The organism is Desulfovibrio inopinatus DSM 10711, assembly GCF_000429305.1.
GTDB classification, from domain to species: domain Bacteria; phylum Desulfobacterota; class Desulfovibrionia; order Desulfovibrionales; family Desulfovibrionaceae; genus Alteridesulfovibrio; species Alteridesulfovibrio inopinatus.
This window is the reverse complement of sequence record NZ_AUBP01000006.1, coordinates 137086-154941: the sequence shown is the minus strand read 5'-3', so window position 1 is coordinate 154941 and position 17856 is coordinate 137086. Positions and strand designations below refer to the sequence as shown.

The following is a 17856-nucleotide window of genomic DNA, read 5'->3' as shown; positions in this document are numbered from 1 at the left end:
CCTTTAGGCGTTGGCCTCGATGGATTTCACCAGCAGCGTGGTGTAATCCTGACGATGGCCTTGCTTTTTATGGGAATCCTGACGGCGGCGTTTGTGGAAGACGATGATCTTCTTACCACGACCGTGCTCGACAACTTCACAGGTCACCTTGGCGCCTTCGAGATACGGTTCGCCAACCAGCGGGCCACCGTCTTTGTCGAGGAACAGGACCTTATCCAGAACGATTTCGCCGCCGGGCTCAGCAGCGAGCTTTTCCACATCAATTTTCAGGCCTTCTTCAACCCGAAACTGTTTTCCGCCCGTTTCGATAATCGCGTACATTTGTATATTACCTCCGCAAAATGGGGAAAGGACTTGTACATGATGAAATTGCAATCCGTCAAGAGGCTAGGCAGCTTTTTTTCTGCGCTCGCGATACCCACCGTAGGCGATCAATCCGAGAAGTGCAACGGCCGCGATATGCTCCAGGAGGCTCGGGCCGTGAGCTTCGTTTCCGGCAAGCCAGGTGGTGATGTCGATGCCGAGAAGATCATAGATGAAATTGACAAGGCTTCCCATGAGCAACGTACAGATGACAATGGCGGCAAGGTATACTGCCAAAGCCTTTTTCCCCAACAGCTTCCCCGTGACAGTCAGGGCCGCGATGTTTGTTGCCGGTCCGGCCACAAGGAAAACCATCGCTGCTCCTGGTGTGAGACCTTTAGCTGCCAGTGCCGCAGCAACCGGTGTCGAGGCCGTTGCGCAGATGTATAGCGGCAATGACAATGCTAAAGTCGCCAACATGGGCATAAAGCCTCGTCCGAGCACCGATGCGATAAGGTCGTCAGGCATAAATGCCGAGACCGCACCGGCCAATGCGACGCCAATGAGAAACCAGGAACCGATATCACCGAGGAGTTCAACGAATCCATAGTCCATTGCGGTATGGAGGCGCTGTACAATTGTCGGTTTTGTCGGTGGAGGAGGGAGTTCATCGAGGCGAGCTGCTTGCGATGGATCGAATGGACTCAATAAATCCTGAGAGGCATGAAGTCCTCCCAGAGGGGGAGGTGTTGGTGTGGGCGATGATGTGTTCGTCGCGTGTTTATCCAATGCTTCGACGCCCAGACCGGCTACAATGGCTGTGATAACCGCTGTAATGGGTCGGAGAATCGTCATGAGCGGGTCCAGTAGTGCATAGGTCACAGCGATCGAGTCCACACCGGTTTCCGGTGTGGCGACGAGAAATGACGCGACGGCGCCTTTACCGGCACCTTGATCTCGAATCCCGGCAGCCGCCGGGACAACGCCACAGCTTCAGAGCGGTAACGGCACGCCAAGAATGGCTGCTTTGATTACCGATGCCGGGCCGGGCTTTCCAAGGTGCGAGGACACGAAATCACGTGGTAAAAATGCTTTGAGCATCCCTGCGGCGAAACAACCCAAAAATATATAGAAGGCCGATTCCGTAAGGATACTCCAAGATGCACTCAAAAACGAAAGAAACAATTCCATTGGGGCAACTCCTTCCATGAGGGCTCCCAATCATACGTCTTCAGTAGCTTGAAGGCAATGCGATACGCGGAAAGAAAGGGGAGCTTGATTTTATCGTTTTTTGGTATGAAAAACATGATTTTGAATTTCATAATCATTGCAAAAAGGAAAGTCCAGTCATTTTACTATTGTGCTTTGGCTGCAACTAACGCCAAAACCCGAGTCGCACCAGCGCGGAGAAGAGCTTGAGCTGCTTCCTCCAAGGTCGAGTTGGTTGTTGCAACGTCGTCGATGAGTAAAACGATTTTCCGAACAACACGATTGGGATTTGTTTGAAAGGCATTGATAAGATTTGTATGGCGTTGCGATGCGGAGAGTTGCGATTGTGGTGTGGTTTGACGGATACGACGAATAGCGGATGAGCTGATAGGCAGTTGAAGTGCTGAGCGCAGGTGGCGGCAAAGTTCCAAGCTTTGGTTGAAGCCGCGTTGTCGTAATCGGGTTGGATGGAGCGGAATCGGAACCAGTACGTTCGGTTTTTCGGGCAGTTTACGGGTTAGCCAAGCGTTTATCATGCAGTGTGCCAAGAGCCGTCCGGAAGCGAAATCGCCTGCAAATTTGAAACGAAGAATATGATCTCGCATCAAATCCTCGTAACACCCATAAAACACCACGTTGGCGCAGGCGGGACGGTGTTCCCGGCAGGCGGTACAAAAGGTGGCAGGTGAGGGTATTTCGTCCGGCTCCATGTGGCCACAAATTGGGCAAAATCCATTTCGACGAGGAGCAAGGCGTTTGTGGCAGGCTGGGCACAACTGGAGTTTTGAAGAGAAAGGAATGTGCGTAGCATCGTGTTCCATGGGGATGCCACAACTGTGGCAACGTGATTGAAAAATATGGCGTGCCAAATGCCTAATACGCGTTTTCCAGACGGAGGAAACAGGAGGAGATGGGGTGAAAATGTTGTGAGGCATCGTCTTTTCGATGAAGTGTGTTCTTGATAAAGTCTTTCCTATTCATTGTGATGGAATCATGATGAAGCGTCAATATCATGCAGCACGGGAGAGGGGGATGTACTGGAGACGTTGGCTTAGCGCTCTTCTGCTTGGCCTTACAGCATGTGCATCGCATCCTCCGCAATTTGTTCGTTTTGACGGAAGTCGAGCCGGTTTGGATACTGCTCTGGCCGACTGTCGACATGTCGCGGAAACAGCTGGCTTGGATGCTTCTCAGTTTGGTCGTCGTCCCATTGTTCGCGTAGAAGATGCGGCCTTGATGGAATGCATGAGTGCCAAGGGCTGGACAGTTGAGGAGACTCCATTGTCGGGTTCTGACCGGACGAAGCCTGGCGACCGTGCGTCAAGAGTTCCGTTATTTCCCCGGCTTGATATCCCGCCGGGCTTTAACGAACTCGATACAGAGCCGGATATTGCCAATGGGTTGGGGGTCATGTCGTCGCATGTATATGGCGGGCCGCATGATACGGTGTTGGCAGTCGTCTGGCAGCAAAACCCTCTTGCCGAGTTCGGTTCGGAGAATTTTCCGGTTCCCTCTGGATTTTGGCGGTATACAGAGGCACGAGAGCCAAATGATCCATGGGAAGATCGGTTCGATGTCGTCTTTGTAACACCAGAATTGACTCGAGTTCTTTGGGCTTTCGTCTCGGAAGATACTCCGGAACCGCGTTGGACTGTTTTTTATGCTGTGCGTGAGAGCGTACTCGTTGGGGGCGTTGGAGCGTATCTGCCTCTTGCGCCGGATCGTCGACTCGTGCTTGTTGTTACAACGCCGCTTTCCCACGAACGAAAGGATGTTGGACTTGATCGGGGGAGAGATATCAGCGCCAGTGAATGCCAGGCCTTGGAGGCATTTGCTGGAGGGTGGATCAAGTGGATGCGACAACAAGCGTATCGACTTTGGGCGCGATCTCAAGAAGGTGCAGAACCTGGGAAAGAGAGAAATTGAAAAAGGGAATATGACGTGGGAAACCTATGGGGCCTTTCATAAGGGAGGATGCTGGTTCCACTGAGGCACTCAGGTTGCAACCCTCTCTTGGAGAGACTTGGTTGCTTTGAATGCCTGAACGGGAATCAGCTCCTCCTCTTGAAATGGTTGGCGTCAATTGATGTTAGTTGGGGAAAGCTGGTTTCAAACGTTTGTCGAGGTCTTGTACTGCACGTTGAATAAGCCGCTGGGTCATTGAATCAAGGCTGGTTCCGGAACTTTCGGATTGCGAAACGCCAAGAAATCCACCACCGGAAGAGTTGATTTCCATTTTGTCTTCAAAGTAGTCTGAAGCGACCTGCTCACCGGTGTTGGCGTCGATAACTTTATACCGCAATCCCACGATCCAAATTCCTGTTTCGTCATGGGCTTGGGCTGATCCGACAACGGCACCGGAGCCGATTCCTGCCGCGACACTGCCCGTCAGACCACCAACCAGAGCGCCGGTTCCAATGCCGAGCCACGTTCCATCGAATTCGGTTTTGACGTTGGCGACAGGTTCAGCTTTGAGAATGTCGAATCGGATAATTTCATTTGTTGTTTTGAACTTGCCTCGCTTGAGTTTGGAAAGAGCCCTGGGATCTCCCATGGTTGCGGCTGTGGCGAATTCCTGCTGGATGGCTCCGAGGTCGGCACGGTCGAGCACTTTAAAGTTCGCTCTCCCCAATTCGATTTCGGCAAAATCAGCAATATTGTTTGATGAAATTTTTTGCGCATACGTTGCGTTTGCACTTTTGATTTCTCCGGGGATAACGACCACTGTCGGACCAGGGGTAGACGAGTACGAAACTCGTTGTACCATTTGTTGGTCAGCAATTTCGTTGGCTTTACGGGATGAAGTCTGACAGCCGACCAGCATAGTAGTCAGGCACAACGCAAAGCAAGCAACGGTGCGTATACGCATGCAGGCTCCTTTGTTTTTTGATGTGTTATACAATTTTGCTATTTCTTGATAGAAACCATTTCTTTTTTCATATAAACGTAAAGAGCGAACAAGAAAATAAAAATCGACTTCAAAGTGAAGAATGATTTTGTCCCAAACAATAGCAGGGAGTCAATATGTTGTCCTCTCTTGGTATTCGAATGAAATTATCTTTTATTTTTGGGCTTCTCCTTGTTTTGTTGGCTATTATGTTCGTCCTTTCTTTCATTGCGCTGAGTGCATCTTCTCAGGGATTCGAACAATACAGGCAATGGGCACTGGATGCAAATGCATCATCGACCGTGCGCTCAGATATTCTCCGCTTACGCTCTTATGCAAATGCGTACCTTGCAGATAGAGGGAAAAAAGATGTTGAACTGTACTCAACGCTCTGGAAGCGGGTCAACGAAGATATTTCATATACGAGAGAGCATTTTGAAGACAAGTCTCGTTTGGAAGAGATAGAGAAAGGATATGCAGCTCTTTCAGAATTTAATATGACGTTTGAACGCGTTGTCCGACTTGATGGCATTGTAACAGAGCAATTCGACAATGTATTGCATCACCAAGGTTCGCTTCTTGAGACGATGTTTGAAGAATTTCTCGAAGATTCTGCTGCACAGGATCAAGTTTCATGGAGAATTGAGCAGTCATTTACTTCGTTAATGAAAAGTCGTTTATGCGTAGTTGAATTCATGCGATCACCGTCACGAAGCAAAGCTGCGCAATGTAGAGATTTTATTAATCAATTAAAGACGCATCTTCATGCACTTGAACAAATTGATAATAGCCGGAAAGTGTTGATTCTACAGCGCTCAGCAATGACGATGGTTGATAACTACTCCGACGCATTTCGATCAATTTCTGATGATATATTGCAACGTGATTCACTTGTTTTTGACAAAATGACGCGTCTCGAGACAGAAGTAACAAGCCATTTTGATTCAATTGCTAAAGAAATGAAAAAAGAACAAGATTATCTTGGTCCTGTATTGCAGGCACAAAATACAAGGACACTTGCTATACTTCTGGTCGTGGGGACATTTTCATTTGTGATTGGTCTTGTTGCTTTGTTTGTCTTGTTTCCTCGCATTGTACGTCCTATCTTTGCCTATGTTGCTTTTGCCAATGATATTGCCGATGGGCGCTTGACGAGTCGCCTGGATGTGGCAAAGGGGAATAAAGACGAGTTTGCAATTCTTGGTCAGGCGCTTAATGCCATGGCCGACAAACTTCGGATTTCCATGTGGATTAAGGATGGACAAAACGAACTTGATGCTGTGTTGCGTCTTGTCCAGGCTAAAGAAGAGACCGTGCGCTATGTTTTGGAACTTCTGATCAAGCGTACACCAGCAGTTCTCGGCGCCTATTTTGAACGAAATAACGAAAATCTACGTTTGACGGTCAGTCATGCGTTTTCGGACCGAAAAGGCAATTTTAATGAAATAGCTCTTGGTGAAGGACTCGTTGGGCAATGCGCCCTTGAGAAAGAGACGATTGTTTTTCAGGGCCCACTTCTTGAACACGCGCCAGTTTTTCATACCGGTATTGATGAACGACACGTCAATGCAGTTATTGTTGTGCCACTTCTGAAAGAAGATCGCGTTGTCGCCGTTATGCTTTTGGGTTCCTTGTCGCCCTTTGAGCCACACGAGCGTGATTTTATAGAAGTGGCGGTTGGGAGCTTGGGGCCGGTATTGGCCGAATTGTCTTCTCGTTTTCGCGTAGAAACGCTCTTGGTGGAAGCGCAACAGTCGGCGATTCAATTGCAAGAACAACGAGAAGAATTACGGGCGACAAACGAAGAGCTTGTGGAACAGGCCGAAGCGTTACGCCATACGCAACGTACACTGGAAGAGCAACGAGAAGAGCTTCGTGCGGTCAATGAAGAGTTGGAAGAACGTGCCGAAGCCATGGAAAAACAACGGGACGACTTGCGCAAAACCAATGCTGAAGTACTTCAGGTGAAGGCTGAGGTCGAGCAGGCCAGTCGATATAAATCCGAATTTTTGGCGAATATGTCGCATGAATTGAGAACTCCACTCAATAGTATCCTCATTTTATCCCAGTTGTTGACAGAGAATATGGATGGAAATCTCAATGAACAACAGTTGGAGTTCACGCGAACCATACATGATTCCGGAACGGATTTATTGACACTGATTAGTGACATTCTCGATCTATCCAAAATTGAAGCCGGACATATGGAAGCGCAATATGAAGAAGTGTCTGTTGCTTTTGTCGCGGAAACAATGAAGTCCGTATTTGAACAGCACGCCGAAAGCAAACGCCTTGGCCTAAGAGTGGAAGTCGCTCCAGATACGCCCGAAACCATATACACGGATGAGCAGAGATTACGGCAAATTTTGAGTAATCTGTTGTCCAATGCCATAAAGTTTACGGAACACGGGCATGTAGAACTCCTCATACGCCCGGTTAATCCAGACGAATGTGACATACCCGGAGGGCATCACGAGTCAGTGCTTGCATTTTCGGTACGCGATACAGGAATCGGTATTCCCGACGAGAAGTACGATCAAATTTTTCAGGCCTTTACTCAGGCCGATGGTGCAATCAGTCGCAAATACGGAGGCACGGGACTTGGATTATCCATATCCATGGAGTTAGCCAGACTCTTGCACGGCTCCATTACAGTCGAAAGCAAGGCAGGAGAAGGGAGTGTTTTTACATTGTATCTTCCGTTGCGTATGCCGCGTACGGTTGAATCGTCTTCAGAGGCTGGGGATGAAGCCCCCAATGAAGACAATGGTGCCAAAACCGTCCTTGTTATTGAAGATGATATCGCGTTTTCCAGCTTGGTCAGTCGCTTCATCAAAGATCAAGGTTTGAAAGCTGTTGTGGTTCCGCATGGAAAGTCTGGATTGGAGCAGGCGCGTACACTTCTCCCCCATGGTATTGTTCTCGATTTGAGTCTGCCGGACATGGATGGGTGGGCCGTTCTCGAACAACTCAAAGCCGATCCCGTGACCGCATCTATTCCAGTTCATGTCATATCTGGACGAGAAGATATCGTTGCATCGCTTGGTCGTGGAGCCTCTGGCTATTTATCAAAGCCTGTGGACATCAATCGACTCGATGAAGTTGTTGGCGAAATGGCTTTGGATAAGCCGTCTTCGATTTCCGATGTTGTTATCCTGGAAATCGACTCTATTGCTCCGGGAGCTGTGGGGACTTTTTTGGAAGAGAAAGGATTCAATGTAGAAACGTTGTCCTCAATAGAAGCTGGCATTGCTCGTCTCAAAGAACGATCATGTGATTTTGTGCTCGTTGTTTTTGGTACGTCTGAACAAGAAACCTTTGATGGATTGCGCCAGCTCCATGATATTGATGAAGCGGGGGGAATTCCGATTATTGCCTTTGCAGAAAGCGGTATTGATCCACGTATGGCCGAAGCGATGTCTCCATATTGCAAAAGCATAATTGTTTCCAGTGAACAATCATCTGAACGGTTGTTACAGGAGATGGCGTTGTTCCTTTCTAAAGTTGAGAAAACCGAAAATGAAATCACGTGCTTAGATGTTGAGGTTTCGCGCGACGATAATAATGGAGTTGGAGGTTTTTCGTCCCTGAACGGGCATACAGTACTCATTGTCGATGATGACGTGCGGAATATTTTTGCTTTGACTCAAATCCTTGAAAGTCGCGGTATGCGGGTGGTCAACGCATCAAATGGTCACGAAGCGATAAATCGACTTCATGAGACCTCTGATGTTGACATTATACTCATGGATATCATGATGCCGGAGATGGATGGATATGAGACCATTGAGGCTATTCGGAAACAGGAGGCATACAAAAGCGTACCGATTATTGCGCTCACGGCGAAAGCCATGAAAGATGATAAAGCGAAATGTCTTGAGGTCGGTGCAAGCGACTACTTATCGAAACCAATTGAGAGCGAAAAATTACTCAGTCTCATGCGTGTCTGGATTTCTGCCAAGTAAAGGAGCACACGTGTGAACATGGAGAAGAATGAGGTTGATATTGGTTTGTCCGATGAGGAACTCGACGGTGCACTTGCTGCAATTGCTCGTGTTTACGAGTATGATTTGCGAGAATATAGCCGGGCTCATGTGCGTCGCCGATTGCGGTTTTTCCTCTCCGAAACCGATTTCAACTCTGGTGCAAGCATGTTGGCGCGGTTGCTTGATGACGCGAACCTTTTTCGTTCTTTTCTTGCTCGTTTTTCGGTCAACGTAACAGAGTTGTTCCGTGATCCCATGTTTTACGCGGTTTTCAGGAATAAGGTTGTGCCTTGGTTACGTTCCTATGCGTACCTCAAGGTATGGTTGGCAGGATGCGCAACTGGTGAAGAGGCATACTCCATGGCGATCGTTTTGACTGAAGAAGGGTTGATTGACCGTTGTCGAATTTATGCGACGGACTTTGATAGCAATGCGCTGGCGAAAGCGCGTTTGGGATGGTATGATGTCAAAGATGCACGTGTCTTTTCAAAAAATTACCTACTCGGTGGCGGACAGCATGACGCTGTGGATTATTATCACATCACGCAGGGAGCCATGGTGATGAACCCGGTATTGCGGAAGCGAATTGTTTTTGCCGAGCATAATCTTATAACGGATACCCTTTTTGGGGAAATGCATTGTATCGCTTGCCGCAATGTGATGATTTATTTTAAAAAATCGAGAAAGGAAAAGACTTTGGAAATGTTTGATAAAAGTCTTGTTCCTGGAGGTTTTTTCTGTCTCGGCCCCAAAGAAGGACTCCAAGGAACGACATTGGACAGGCGATTTGATGTCGTTGATGCCGGACAGCGTATTTATCGAAAAGCACATTGACCATGGAAGGTACTTCTCGACTTGTTGTCATGGGAGCATCAGCCGGAGGAATTGATATGCTTTTACGGATTCTTCCGGAACTTCCCGTTGATTTCCATGTCCCTGTGGTGGTCGTACAACATGGGGACACTGAGACCGTGGATTTTCTTGTCGATGCATTGGAGAAACGATGTCGTCTCAAAGTGACTCAAGCTGGTCCACATGAAATGATCAAAACGGGGTGTATTTATTTTGCTCCAGCTGGGTACCATGTTCTTATCGAGTCGGAAGGGAGTTTTACCTTGACGAAGGAGCCGGCTGTTTCCCATGCTCGGCCTTCGATTGATGTTTTGTTCGAATCGGCTGCCGATGCGTTTGGTGAAAATGTTCTTGGGATGATATTAACAGGCGCGAATGATGATGGTGCAGCCGGACTGCAAGCTATACGGAGACGGGGTGGTGTGGGCATTGTTCAGAAGCCGGATATGGCAGCATTTCCATATATGCCCGCAGCTGCACTGTCGCGCGCTGGAGCCGATGCTGTGCTTTCGCCGCAGGATATGGTTTCGTACTTGAGAAGGTGGGGTGAGCGATGAATATCGAAACGACAACAGCTCGAATTTTATTGGTCGATGATCAGACCGCGAACCTTACATCGTTGGCAGGGATCCTCAAGCCTCTTCAAGTAGAAGTCGATACAGCACGCTCTGGACCTGAAGCGTTAGCCAAGCTGTTGCGTGCGGAATACGCTTTGGTTTTTCTTGATGTTCAGATGCCGGAGATGGATGGTTTTGAAGTCGCCGAACTGATGCGTGGGAGTATGAAAACCCGCGATATTCCGATTATTTTTGTGACTGCTCTTAATACCGAGCAAAAATATGTTTTTCGTGGCTATGAAACCGGGGCGGTCGATTATCTTTTCAAACCACTTGAACCAATCATTGTTCGTTCCAAAGCAAATGTTTTTCTTCAGTTGGCAGAGAAAAATCGGCAGCTTGCCGCAAAGAATCGTGAACTGGACAAAATTGTTGGTGAATTAACCGAGACACGAGATGCATTGCGCGTTGCCAATAGGCAGCTTGCAGATATGGCATTGCGTGATGGGTTGACGGGGTTGGCCAATCGTCGCCGTTTTGATCAGGTGTTATCCGGTGAGTGGACACGTGCCATTCGTGATGGCTCCGAATTGAGCTTGGCGATGATCGATATTGACTATTTTAAGCTTTATAATGATGCGTATGGGCATCAACAAGGCGATGTCTGCCTGCGTCGGGTAGCACGCGCACTTGAAAATGCGCTTAAACGAAGTACGGATTTGCTTGCCCGATATGGTGGAGAAGAATTTGTCGCCATCATGCCATTGACGGATCGAGAAGGCGCACGTGCCATTGGTGAAGCGTTACGTTTCCAAGTGGAAGATATGGGGTTGGTCCATCGCATGTCGCTTATCGCCGATGTTGTCACGGTCAGTATCGGATTGACAACGATTAGGCCACAATCCCTTTCCATCGCCAGTGCGGATGCAACCTATGTGGGACAAGCTCCTGCTCGCTTTGTGGCAACTGCGGATTCGGCATTGTATCAGGCAAAAGAAAATGGACGCAACCGCGTGGTCATCTTAGATAGTCGAATGGAAGAGGTGTAGACGTGTTGTGCCGACTGATGATGTGCCGACGAAGTACCTTTTGCGTGGCGCCATTTCCTTCATTGCGCGAGAGGGGCGCATTACAAGCCTAAGATCTGCTTGAGTTCGGGAATGCGTCGGCGACTGATAGGGAGTTCGATCCGGGTTTTTCCCATCGTCCGAAGCATAAAGTTGCCTCCAGGCAATGAAGCGATTTCGGTCACCATATCGAGATTGACAAGATATTTTCGATGAACGCGAAAAAAGCGGAAGGGTTTGAGGCGTTCTTCGAGATTCTTCAGACGAAATGAAGTCAGAATTTTTTTCGAGGCAGTGTGGACAAACGAATAGTCTTCGTAGGCTTCCACGAAAATGATCTGGTCATACGGGAGTAAAATAGTTCTCCCATCCATGGAGATGGGAAGCTTTTCAATGTCCAGAGGACGGGCCAAGCTTTTGGGATCCCATGCCTGCCGTAAGGCTGAAATGAATTGTCCTTCCTCTTCCTCACCTAAAGGAAGTTGAACCGTCTGTTCCCTGTCTTCTTCTCCGTCATCATCACGCCATGATGGAGTCGGAATGTCCTTGAACGCGGAACGCATTCTGGAAAGGCGTTCCACTGTTTGGTGGAAGCGTTCAGAGGCAATGGGCAACAACAGGTAATCCACAGCGCCAAGTTCAAAAGCCGTGAAGGCCAAGGATTCATTTTCTGCCAAGAAAACAAGGCCGGGACGTTTTTTGCGGCCGGCGAGCATTTGCGCAAGTTCAATCCCGCTCACGCCGCCATCAAGTTCGACACCAACAAAAAAAAGCCCGTATGAGATACCTTCAAGGAGTTCTAATGCCTCGGCTGCGCTCACAGCCTCGCCGACAACCCGAATGAAATCAACCTCGTGCAATAATTTTCGCAACGAGGCTCTCGCATTCGGGTCTGAGTGAAGCAGCAAGGTTGTTATATGAGACATGATATATCAGTAGGTGGTATCGTCCTCTCCCGCATTCGTTTCGTATCTCGCCATTGGATGTGAGACAAGGGGATTTTTGTCTAGGTGACAGCCAGAGGGAATGGTTCAGGAGCTGGCCCTGTTATCGTTTGCGACAGGGACTCTGTCGGCATCATGTCGGAAAGTTCTTCAAGTCTTCTCGACTTATATGCATTCAGAGCTTCAAGCAAGGTCATACCCGCAGCTAGAAAGATATCAATGCCAGCCGATTGTACTGCATTGGCGGTTGCTTTTGCAATGCGACCTGTAATGAGTACCGCTGTTTTCATTTCAAGAAGCGCATCAACAAGATGTGTTGTTGCAGGATCATTGTCGATGTAGCCATAATGATGGCTTGCTTCATCGATCACGACAAATCCCGGAGCTGTCTGCGGCCAGTCGGCTACAGTGCTGTCAAACGTCTCCCCATTGACGCTGATTGCAATAAACATTCTCTCCTCCCCTCATATGTGAGTAGTCAGTTCTTGCCACTCTGTTTTATTGAAAAAAAGATGGTCTTTTTTTTATAGCACGCAAGGCTGTGTTTGTGGAAGTGTTTTTTCTTCAATCCATTCCCAATTTCAAGGAGAGGATACATCGACCATATGATGTGCTGGATTTCAGGAGGGCATTATATTATGCGAAGGCTGTAGCCTTATGATCATCGTATTTTTGTATCGTTGTATTCTTGGGACAATGCAGTGAATGGCATCGTGATGAAAGCGGTCGGAGCCATGGAAAAAATTCCCACTATTCTTGTCATCGATGACGAGATCATCAATCTGAAAGCACTTCAACGCATCCTTGAAGGTTCCGGGTTTCGTGTTCATTTGGCTCGTGACGGCAAGCGTGGCCGGTATCTTGCTAACGAATTTCAGCCAGATCTTATTCTTCTCGACGTTATGATGCCTGGAGAATCCGGTTTTGAGACGTGTGAAGCGCTCAAAAGCGATCCTCGAACAACGGAAATCCCAATTATTTTCATCTCCGGATTGCAGGAGGTCGATTTCAAGGTTCGGGGATTGAGTATGGGTGCGGTCGATTATATCACGAAGCCGTTTGCCAAGCTCGAAGTACTTGCTCGAGTCAAAATTCATATTAAATTACGGCAGGCCTATCGTGCAGCCATTCAGGAACAGGCGGCCAAGCTTGCACAGATTCGTGATGCACAACAGGCTATCCTGGTTCGGCCTGAGGATATGCCCGAGGCGCAATTCGCTATTCGGTATCTTCCCATCCTTGAAGCGGGTGGGGATTATTATGATGTTTTTCCGGTGAGTGAGCATATTACTGGATATTTTGTGGCGGATATTTCTGGGCATGATCTTGGTGCCTCCTTTGTGACGTCATCGCTCAAAGCGTTGATTCATCAAAACACCGGGCCACTTTTTTCCGTTGAAGAAACGCTCAGGACGATGAATGCGGTGCTGCTTCATCTTTTACGAGATGGGAAGCATCTTACGGGGTGCTATGTCTGCCTCAACAGAAATATGTCCCAACTCACGTTGGCTGGAGCCGGGCACCCGCCACCGGTATATGTGCCTCGTGGGGAAACGCCGATCATGCTTGAGGCGAAAGGGGATATTCTCGGTGTCTTTGAAAGTGTTCAGTTTGATACTCTGACATTACGGGTCAATTCCGGTGATCGCTTGTATTTATATACCGATGGCTTGGTAGAACGACAGACTGGTCCGGACAGGGGGCGTACACAGGGAGATGTCAAACTGATGGCCTTGGCAGAAGAGGTGTCGTCAATGACTTTGGAAAAGGCCTTGGACCATATCATGATGCACATGTTTCCGGAGAACACATCTCCAGACGATGACGTTGTGTTGTTAGGTATCGAAATCTAATTTGGGATAGTGAAGTTTGTATTGTTGTGAAGCGATGGAGGGGTTATGTTGCATGTAAAAACATGCCCTGATGGTTTTGATATAAGTCTTTCATCGGCATTGTGTAGTGTTGACGAAGTCGCATCGTACGTTGAAGAGTTCTTAAAACAGAATGAACTGCAGTCTCTCATTTTTGATTTACTTTTACTTTTGCGGGAGGCACTTCTTAATGCTATCATCCATGGGAATCAACAAAGACAAGAGAAAAGTGTTAATCTTCAATTTCGTCTTTTCCCGGACCGTATTGCCCTTCGTATAACAGATCAGGGGCGCGGTTTTGATCTGCAGTCGCAGTATGAAAAGTCTGTCGATGTTGTCGGGACGAGTGGACGAGGCATTACAATTATGAAGCATTATGCTGATGTATTGACATACGATGAGTCAAGTAAAACACTTGATATTGTGAAACATATAACTGGAGTGAAGGCGCCATGACGCAACGTAGTGAAGGAGAAAAGTCAGTTTTTATTCCAGATTTTGATATTATCGCCTCTCATGTTGATGCGTTGAGAAAATGTATTGAAGAACTTTTAGTGCAAGACGATTCATCGCTGACCATAGATATGGTTCATGTTACCTCCATCGATTCAATAGGTATTGGATTGTTGGTTGCAACGCATAATACTTTGAAAAAGAATGATGGAAATCTTGCGTTGAAGAATGTTTCATCAGATATTATGAGACTTTTTAACATTATGCGTTTAGACCGTCACTTCACTATGTAAATACGCATACTTCGCGATCACCCTATCAGCTACAGTTATTTATTCCGGAGGATAACATGGATGAAATCCTGCACATGTTCGTTGAGGACACGAAAGAGCATCTTGCCAATATTGAGTCGAATCTCATGGACATGGAGCAGGCTGGAGTCAGCATTGATGAAGAGATTGTGAACAAGGTGTTTCGCGCAGCGCATTCCATTAAAGGTGGAGCTGGCTTTTTGAACCTGCGCAATATCCGTGAACTCTCGCACAAATTGGAAAGCATCCTTCATATGATCCGCAACCGGGAGCTTGTGCCGAACAATCAAATCATTACAGCGCTGCTTGGTGGCTTCGATCGATTGGTATCGTTGTGTGAACATGTCGAGGCGAGTGACGAGGAAGATATTCAGGATGCATTGGATGTTTTGAAGAAGCTTACTTTGCAACTGTTGCCGGAATCCGAACGTGTGGGCATGGATACCTGTAAAAATGTCGGTTCTCCTGGATCTCCCTTTGTCTTTCAGGTGACTGAACTTGATTTGAATCAAGCATTGAAGGGTGGAAAATATTTATACATTGTTGAATATGATTTAATTCATGATGTCCAGGCAAAAGGGAAAACACCTCTTGAAATCATATCGGGAATGGAATCAGCCGGTCTTATCCTCGACTGCAAGATTGATTTTGACGCTGTGGGTGTGCTCTGTGATGAAATCGTGAATTCCATCCCCTTTATTGTTCTGTTCGCAACGATCATTGAGCCGGATTTAATTGGGCACCTGTTTTCTGTTGGGAATGATCATATCACGCGTATCGATCCGGGGAGACTCCCTGCTTCGACTCCAATAGATTATGGGCAGCCCGATGCAGATTTATTGAATTCTCCGATACAGGAGCATGTATGTTTTGGGGACGTTCATGTGAACTGTTATGATCGAATTTGTCTGTTGACGGCACACGGCGCATTGACGAGGGCTGGAGCGGCGACCATGCAACAGGCTTTGCTGTTTATTTTGGAAAAGAATCTGGATGCACATTGTGACCTGACACAGGTGGCAGAATGTGATTCGATGTGCCTGCAACTTCTGATGTCGGCAGGAAAGACGTTTCGAGGGCGCAACATGCATTTTACGTATAAAGATGGTCTTCCACAGGTGTTGGCTGATCTGGCAAAACGAGCCGGCGTACGCACCGAAACTTTTTTTGCTTAATGGAAAGGTCAAATATGGATATGCAGTCGCTGTTTCTCGAAGAAGTTCGTGAGCAACTTCAAGAGCTTGGAGCCGCTCTGTTTGAGTTGGACGCCGATCACGGCGACAAATCACGAGTTGATCGCATTTTTCGCGCTATCCATACCATAAAAGGGGCCTGCAGCATGTTCGGCGTGGAAGGCGTTGTCTCTTTGGCCCATGATGTGGAAACCGTTTATGACAAAGTCCGCAAAGGGGAGCTCCATGTCACAAAAGAGCTTATCGATCTGACCTTTGCCGTTCAAGATCAAATGGCCGTGATGTTGGAAAAGCAAGATGGCGATGTGGACGAAGAAAAAACGCTGGAACTGTTGACTGGAGTTCAAGCGCTACTGGATACCGGAGAGGCTCCCGTTATGGCAGTTCATGCCGAAACGACAGAGGACGACAGCACTGAAACCTCTGGCGAAGAAAATCATGCATCCAACGAGCCCCTTGATACAACACCCTCTCCCGTGTCAGCGACATCGAATGATACACTGTGTACGTATCATGTTCGGCTCAATCTTGTCGGGCCGGGTGTGCTTGAGCAAACGGACCCTCAGAGCATTCTTGATGAATTGCGGAACCTAGGAGACGTTGTTGTCATGTGTGACGATTCCAAGCTGCCTCTCCTGGATGATTTGGATATTCATGACGGGCATCTTGTATGGCATGTTTTTATCTCCACACCGAAAAAGCAAGATTTAATTGAAGATGTTCTCTTTTTTGTGAATGAGAATCAATCGACCATACAATGTATCGATACACAAGGCCGGTTGCCTGAGGAGTCTCAATACAGCAACGTGCTTGCTGCATGCATGGAACACGGGAGGGTGTCAGAGGAAGACTATGCAGCCTTGTTGGAGGCTGAACCAACACCGATCATTTTATCTTTTCCTCCAGAGTCCGAGACGATACCCTTCGTATCAGAGCCATCTCCTGTTGCACCGGCGGATTTCAAGCCCGTGCAAGCGACAGAAGAGCCTCGCAAATCAGCCTCGACGGACAGCGTGGCGACACCCAGCTCTCCTTCAACATCTGCATCAACCCCCCGGCCACAATCAGCGCAAAGTATTCGTGTTGAAGCCGTCAAGTTGGACAACCTGGTCAATCTTGTCGGGGAACTTGTTATTGCTCAAGCTCGACTGACGCAGATTGCGGCATCAATTGGGCATCTTGAACTGACGAGTGTGGCGGAAGAAATCGAGCATTTGAGTAATGACTTGCGTGATAATACGTTAAGTGTGCGTATGCTCCCTATTGGGACGACATTCAGTCGTTTTCGGCGCTTGGTTCGTGATCTTTCGGCAGAGTTGCATAAAGAAATCGAACTGGTGACCGAGGGGGGAGAAACAGAGCTGGATAAAACCGTTATTGAGCAACTCAATGACCCGTTAGTGCATCTTTTACGTAACAGTATTGATCACGGTATCGAGCCTCCCGAACAGCGCGTAGCAGTTGGGAAGCCGCCTCAGGGACGTATCGTTCTTTCTGCTGAACATGTTGGTGGTGAAGTTGTTGTCCGTATTGTCGATGACGGGAAGGGGATTGATCCGAAAGTCATTCGGGACAAAGCCATAGAAAAGGGGTTGCTCAGCCCCGATGTCCGCTTGAGTGATACCGAAACATTTGCTTTGATTTTTCAACCTGGCTTTTCCACGGCCGAGCGAGTGACGAGTGTTTCGGGCCGTGGTGTCGGCATGGATGTGGTCAAACGAAGTATGGACGCTCTGCGCGGTAAAATTGATATTCAAAGTGAATACGGCGTGGGGACCACGCTGACTATCAAACTTCCGCTGACGTTGGCGATTATTGACGGTTTGCAGGTTCGTGCGTCGAATGAAATGTATATCATCCCTCTTGCCGCAGTTGAAGAGTGTGTTGAACTGTCTGCAGCGGAAAGAGATAGCAATGTGCGGAATCGAACATTGCATCTGCGTGGTGAGCTTGTTCCCTATCTACGTCTGCGCGAAACCTTTGCCCTTGCCGGACCACCTCCTCCTCTTGAGCAGATTGTTATTACATGGAACGGGCAAAAACGGGTTGGTATTGCCGTTGATGAAGTTCTAGGACAACAACAAACCGTCATCAAAAGCCTCGGTCGAGCAATTGGTAATGTTGAGGGTATATCCGGGGCAACGGTCAACGGCGACGGCTCCATGTCTCTCATTCTCGATATTCAGACATTAATTGCGTCAACACGCTAGGTCGAGAGGCCGA

The 17856-nt window shown here is 47.9% G+C and carries 16 protein-coding genes and 1 pseudogene; 10 read left to right on the top strand and 7 right to left on the bottom strand.

Features of this window, described 5'->3' with window-relative positions; genetic code table 11:
• Positions 1–3 precede the first annotated feature (3 nt).
• The 4 genes and pseudogenes from rplU to G451_RS34540 all read right to left on the bottom strand — a co-directional run bounded on the left by rplU (position 4) and on the right by G451_RS34540 (position 2117).
• On the bottom strand, positions 4–321 hold the full coding sequence (gene rplU, locus G451_RS0107000; protein ID WP_027183683.1) for a 50S ribosomal protein L21: 318 nt from the start codon (positions 319–321) through the stop codon (positions 4–6).
• A 66-nt stretch (positions 322–387) separates the two neighbouring features.
• Positions 388–1284 (bottom strand): annotated as a pseudogene (locus tag G451_RS28130) (SO_0444 family Cu/Zn efflux transporter); the annotation flags it as partial.
• A 12-nt stretch (positions 1285–1296) separates the two neighbouring features.
• Positions 1297–1494: a hypothetical protein gene (locus G451_RS34980; RefSeq protein WP_051261251.1), complete on the bottom strand. Its 198-nt coding sequence runs from the start codon at positions 1492–1494 to the stop codon at positions 1297–1299.
• A 164-nt stretch (positions 1495–1658) separates the two neighbouring features.
• Entirely contained in the window at positions 1659–2117 is a 459-nt protein-coding gene (locus G451_RS34540) for a ComF family protein (protein WP_051261250.1), read from the bottom strand.
• Positions 2118–2544: 427 nt separating this feature from the next.
• Between G451_RS34540 and G451_RS0106985 the strand changes: the two genes are divergently transcribed.
• Positions 2545–3438: a hypothetical protein gene (locus tag G451_RS0106985; protein ID WP_027183681.1), complete on the top strand. Its 894-nt coding sequence runs from the start codon at positions 2545–2547 to the stop codon at positions 3436–3438.
• A 163-nt stretch (positions 3439–3601) separates the two neighbouring features.
• Here G451_RS0106985 and G451_RS0106980 read toward each other — a convergent pair whose 3' ends face one another.
• On the bottom strand, positions 3602–4381 hold the full coding sequence (locus G451_RS0106980) for a hypothetical protein (RefSeq protein WP_027183680.1): 780 nt from the start codon (positions 4379–4381) through the stop codon (positions 3602–3604).
• Positions 4382–4536: 155 nt separating this feature from the next.
• On the opposite strand from G451_RS0106980, the gene G451_RS28125 reads away from it, so the two are divergent.
• Genes G451_RS28125 through G451_RS0106960 form a run of 4 tightly spaced genes read left to right on the top strand, consistent with a single transcriptional unit; the run spans position 4537 to position 10843 of the window.
• Positions 4537–8364 (top strand): response regulator, encoded by a 3828-nt coding sequence (locus G451_RS28125; protein WP_051261248.1) that lies wholly within the window; start codon positions 4537–4539, stop codon positions 8362–8364.
• An 18-nt stretch (positions 8365–8382) separates the two neighbouring features.
• Complete coding sequence (locus G451_RS0106970) at positions 8383–9219, top strand: CheR family methyltransferase (protein WP_027183679.1); 837 nt, start codon at positions 8383–8385, stop codon at positions 9217–9219.
• 2 nt (positions 9220–9221) lie between these two features.
• The gene (locus tag G451_RS0106965) at positions 9222–9794 is read left to right on the top strand and encodes a chemotaxis protein CheB (protein WP_051261246.1); all 573 of its coding nucleotides are present in this window, start codon (positions 9222–9224) and stop codon (positions 9792–9794) included.
• On the top strand, positions 9791–10843 hold the full coding sequence (locus tag G451_RS0106960; RefSeq protein WP_027183677.1) for a diguanylate cyclase: 1053 nt from the start codon (positions 9791–9793) through the stop codon (positions 10841–10843). Before G451_RS0106965 ends, G451_RS0106960 begins: the two co-directional genes overlap by 4 nt.
• A gap of 80 nt (positions 10844–10923) precedes the next feature.
• On the opposite strand, the gene G451_RS0106955 is transcribed toward G451_RS0106960, so the two are convergent.
• Positions 10924–11787, bottom strand: a complete 864-nt coding sequence (locus G451_RS0106955; protein WP_027183676.1) for a LytR/AlgR family response regulator transcription factor — start codon at positions 11785–11787, stop codon at positions 10924–10926.
• A gap of 80 nt (positions 11788–11867) precedes the next feature.
• On the bottom strand, positions 11868–12257 hold the full coding sequence (locus G451_RS0106950; RefSeq protein WP_027183675.1) for a NifB/NifX family molybdenum-iron cluster-binding protein: 390 nt from the start codon (positions 12255–12257) through the stop codon (positions 11868–11870).
• A 249-nt stretch (positions 12258–12506) separates the two neighbouring features.
• On the opposite strand from G451_RS0106950, the gene G451_RS0106945 reads away from it, so the two are divergent.
• The 5 genes from G451_RS0106945 to G451_RS0106925 are packed head-to-tail and all read left to right on the top strand — an operon-like array spanning position 12507 to position 17843.
• Positions 12507–13658 (top strand): PP2C family protein-serine/threonine phosphatase, encoded by a 1152-nt coding sequence (locus tag G451_RS0106945; RefSeq protein ID WP_245587785.1) that lies wholly within the window; start codon positions 12507–12509, stop codon positions 13656–13658.
• Positions 13659–13703: 45 nt separating this feature from the next.
• On the top strand, positions 13704–14132 hold the full coding sequence (locus tag G451_RS0106940; protein ID WP_027183673.1) for an ATP-binding protein: 429 nt from the start codon (positions 13704–13706) through the stop codon (positions 14130–14132).
• Positions 14129–14422: an STAS domain-containing protein gene (locus G451_RS0106935; RefSeq protein ID WP_027183672.1), complete on the top strand. Its 294-nt coding sequence runs from the start codon at positions 14129–14131 to the stop codon at positions 14420–14422. The genes G451_RS0106940 and G451_RS0106935 overlap by 4 nt, the downstream gene beginning before the upstream one ends.
• Before the next feature lie 56 nt (positions 14423–14478).
• Positions 14479–15615: an Hpt domain-containing protein gene (locus G451_RS28120; protein ID WP_034641172.1), complete on the top strand. Its 1137-nt coding sequence runs from the start codon at positions 14479–14481 to the stop codon at positions 15613–15615.
• A gap of 14 nt (positions 15616–15629) precedes the next feature.
• Entirely contained in the window at positions 15630–17843 is a 2214-nt protein-coding gene (locus tag G451_RS0106925) for a chemotaxis protein CheA (RefSeq protein ID WP_245587784.1), read from the top strand.
• Positions 17844–17856: the final 13 nt, after the last annotated feature.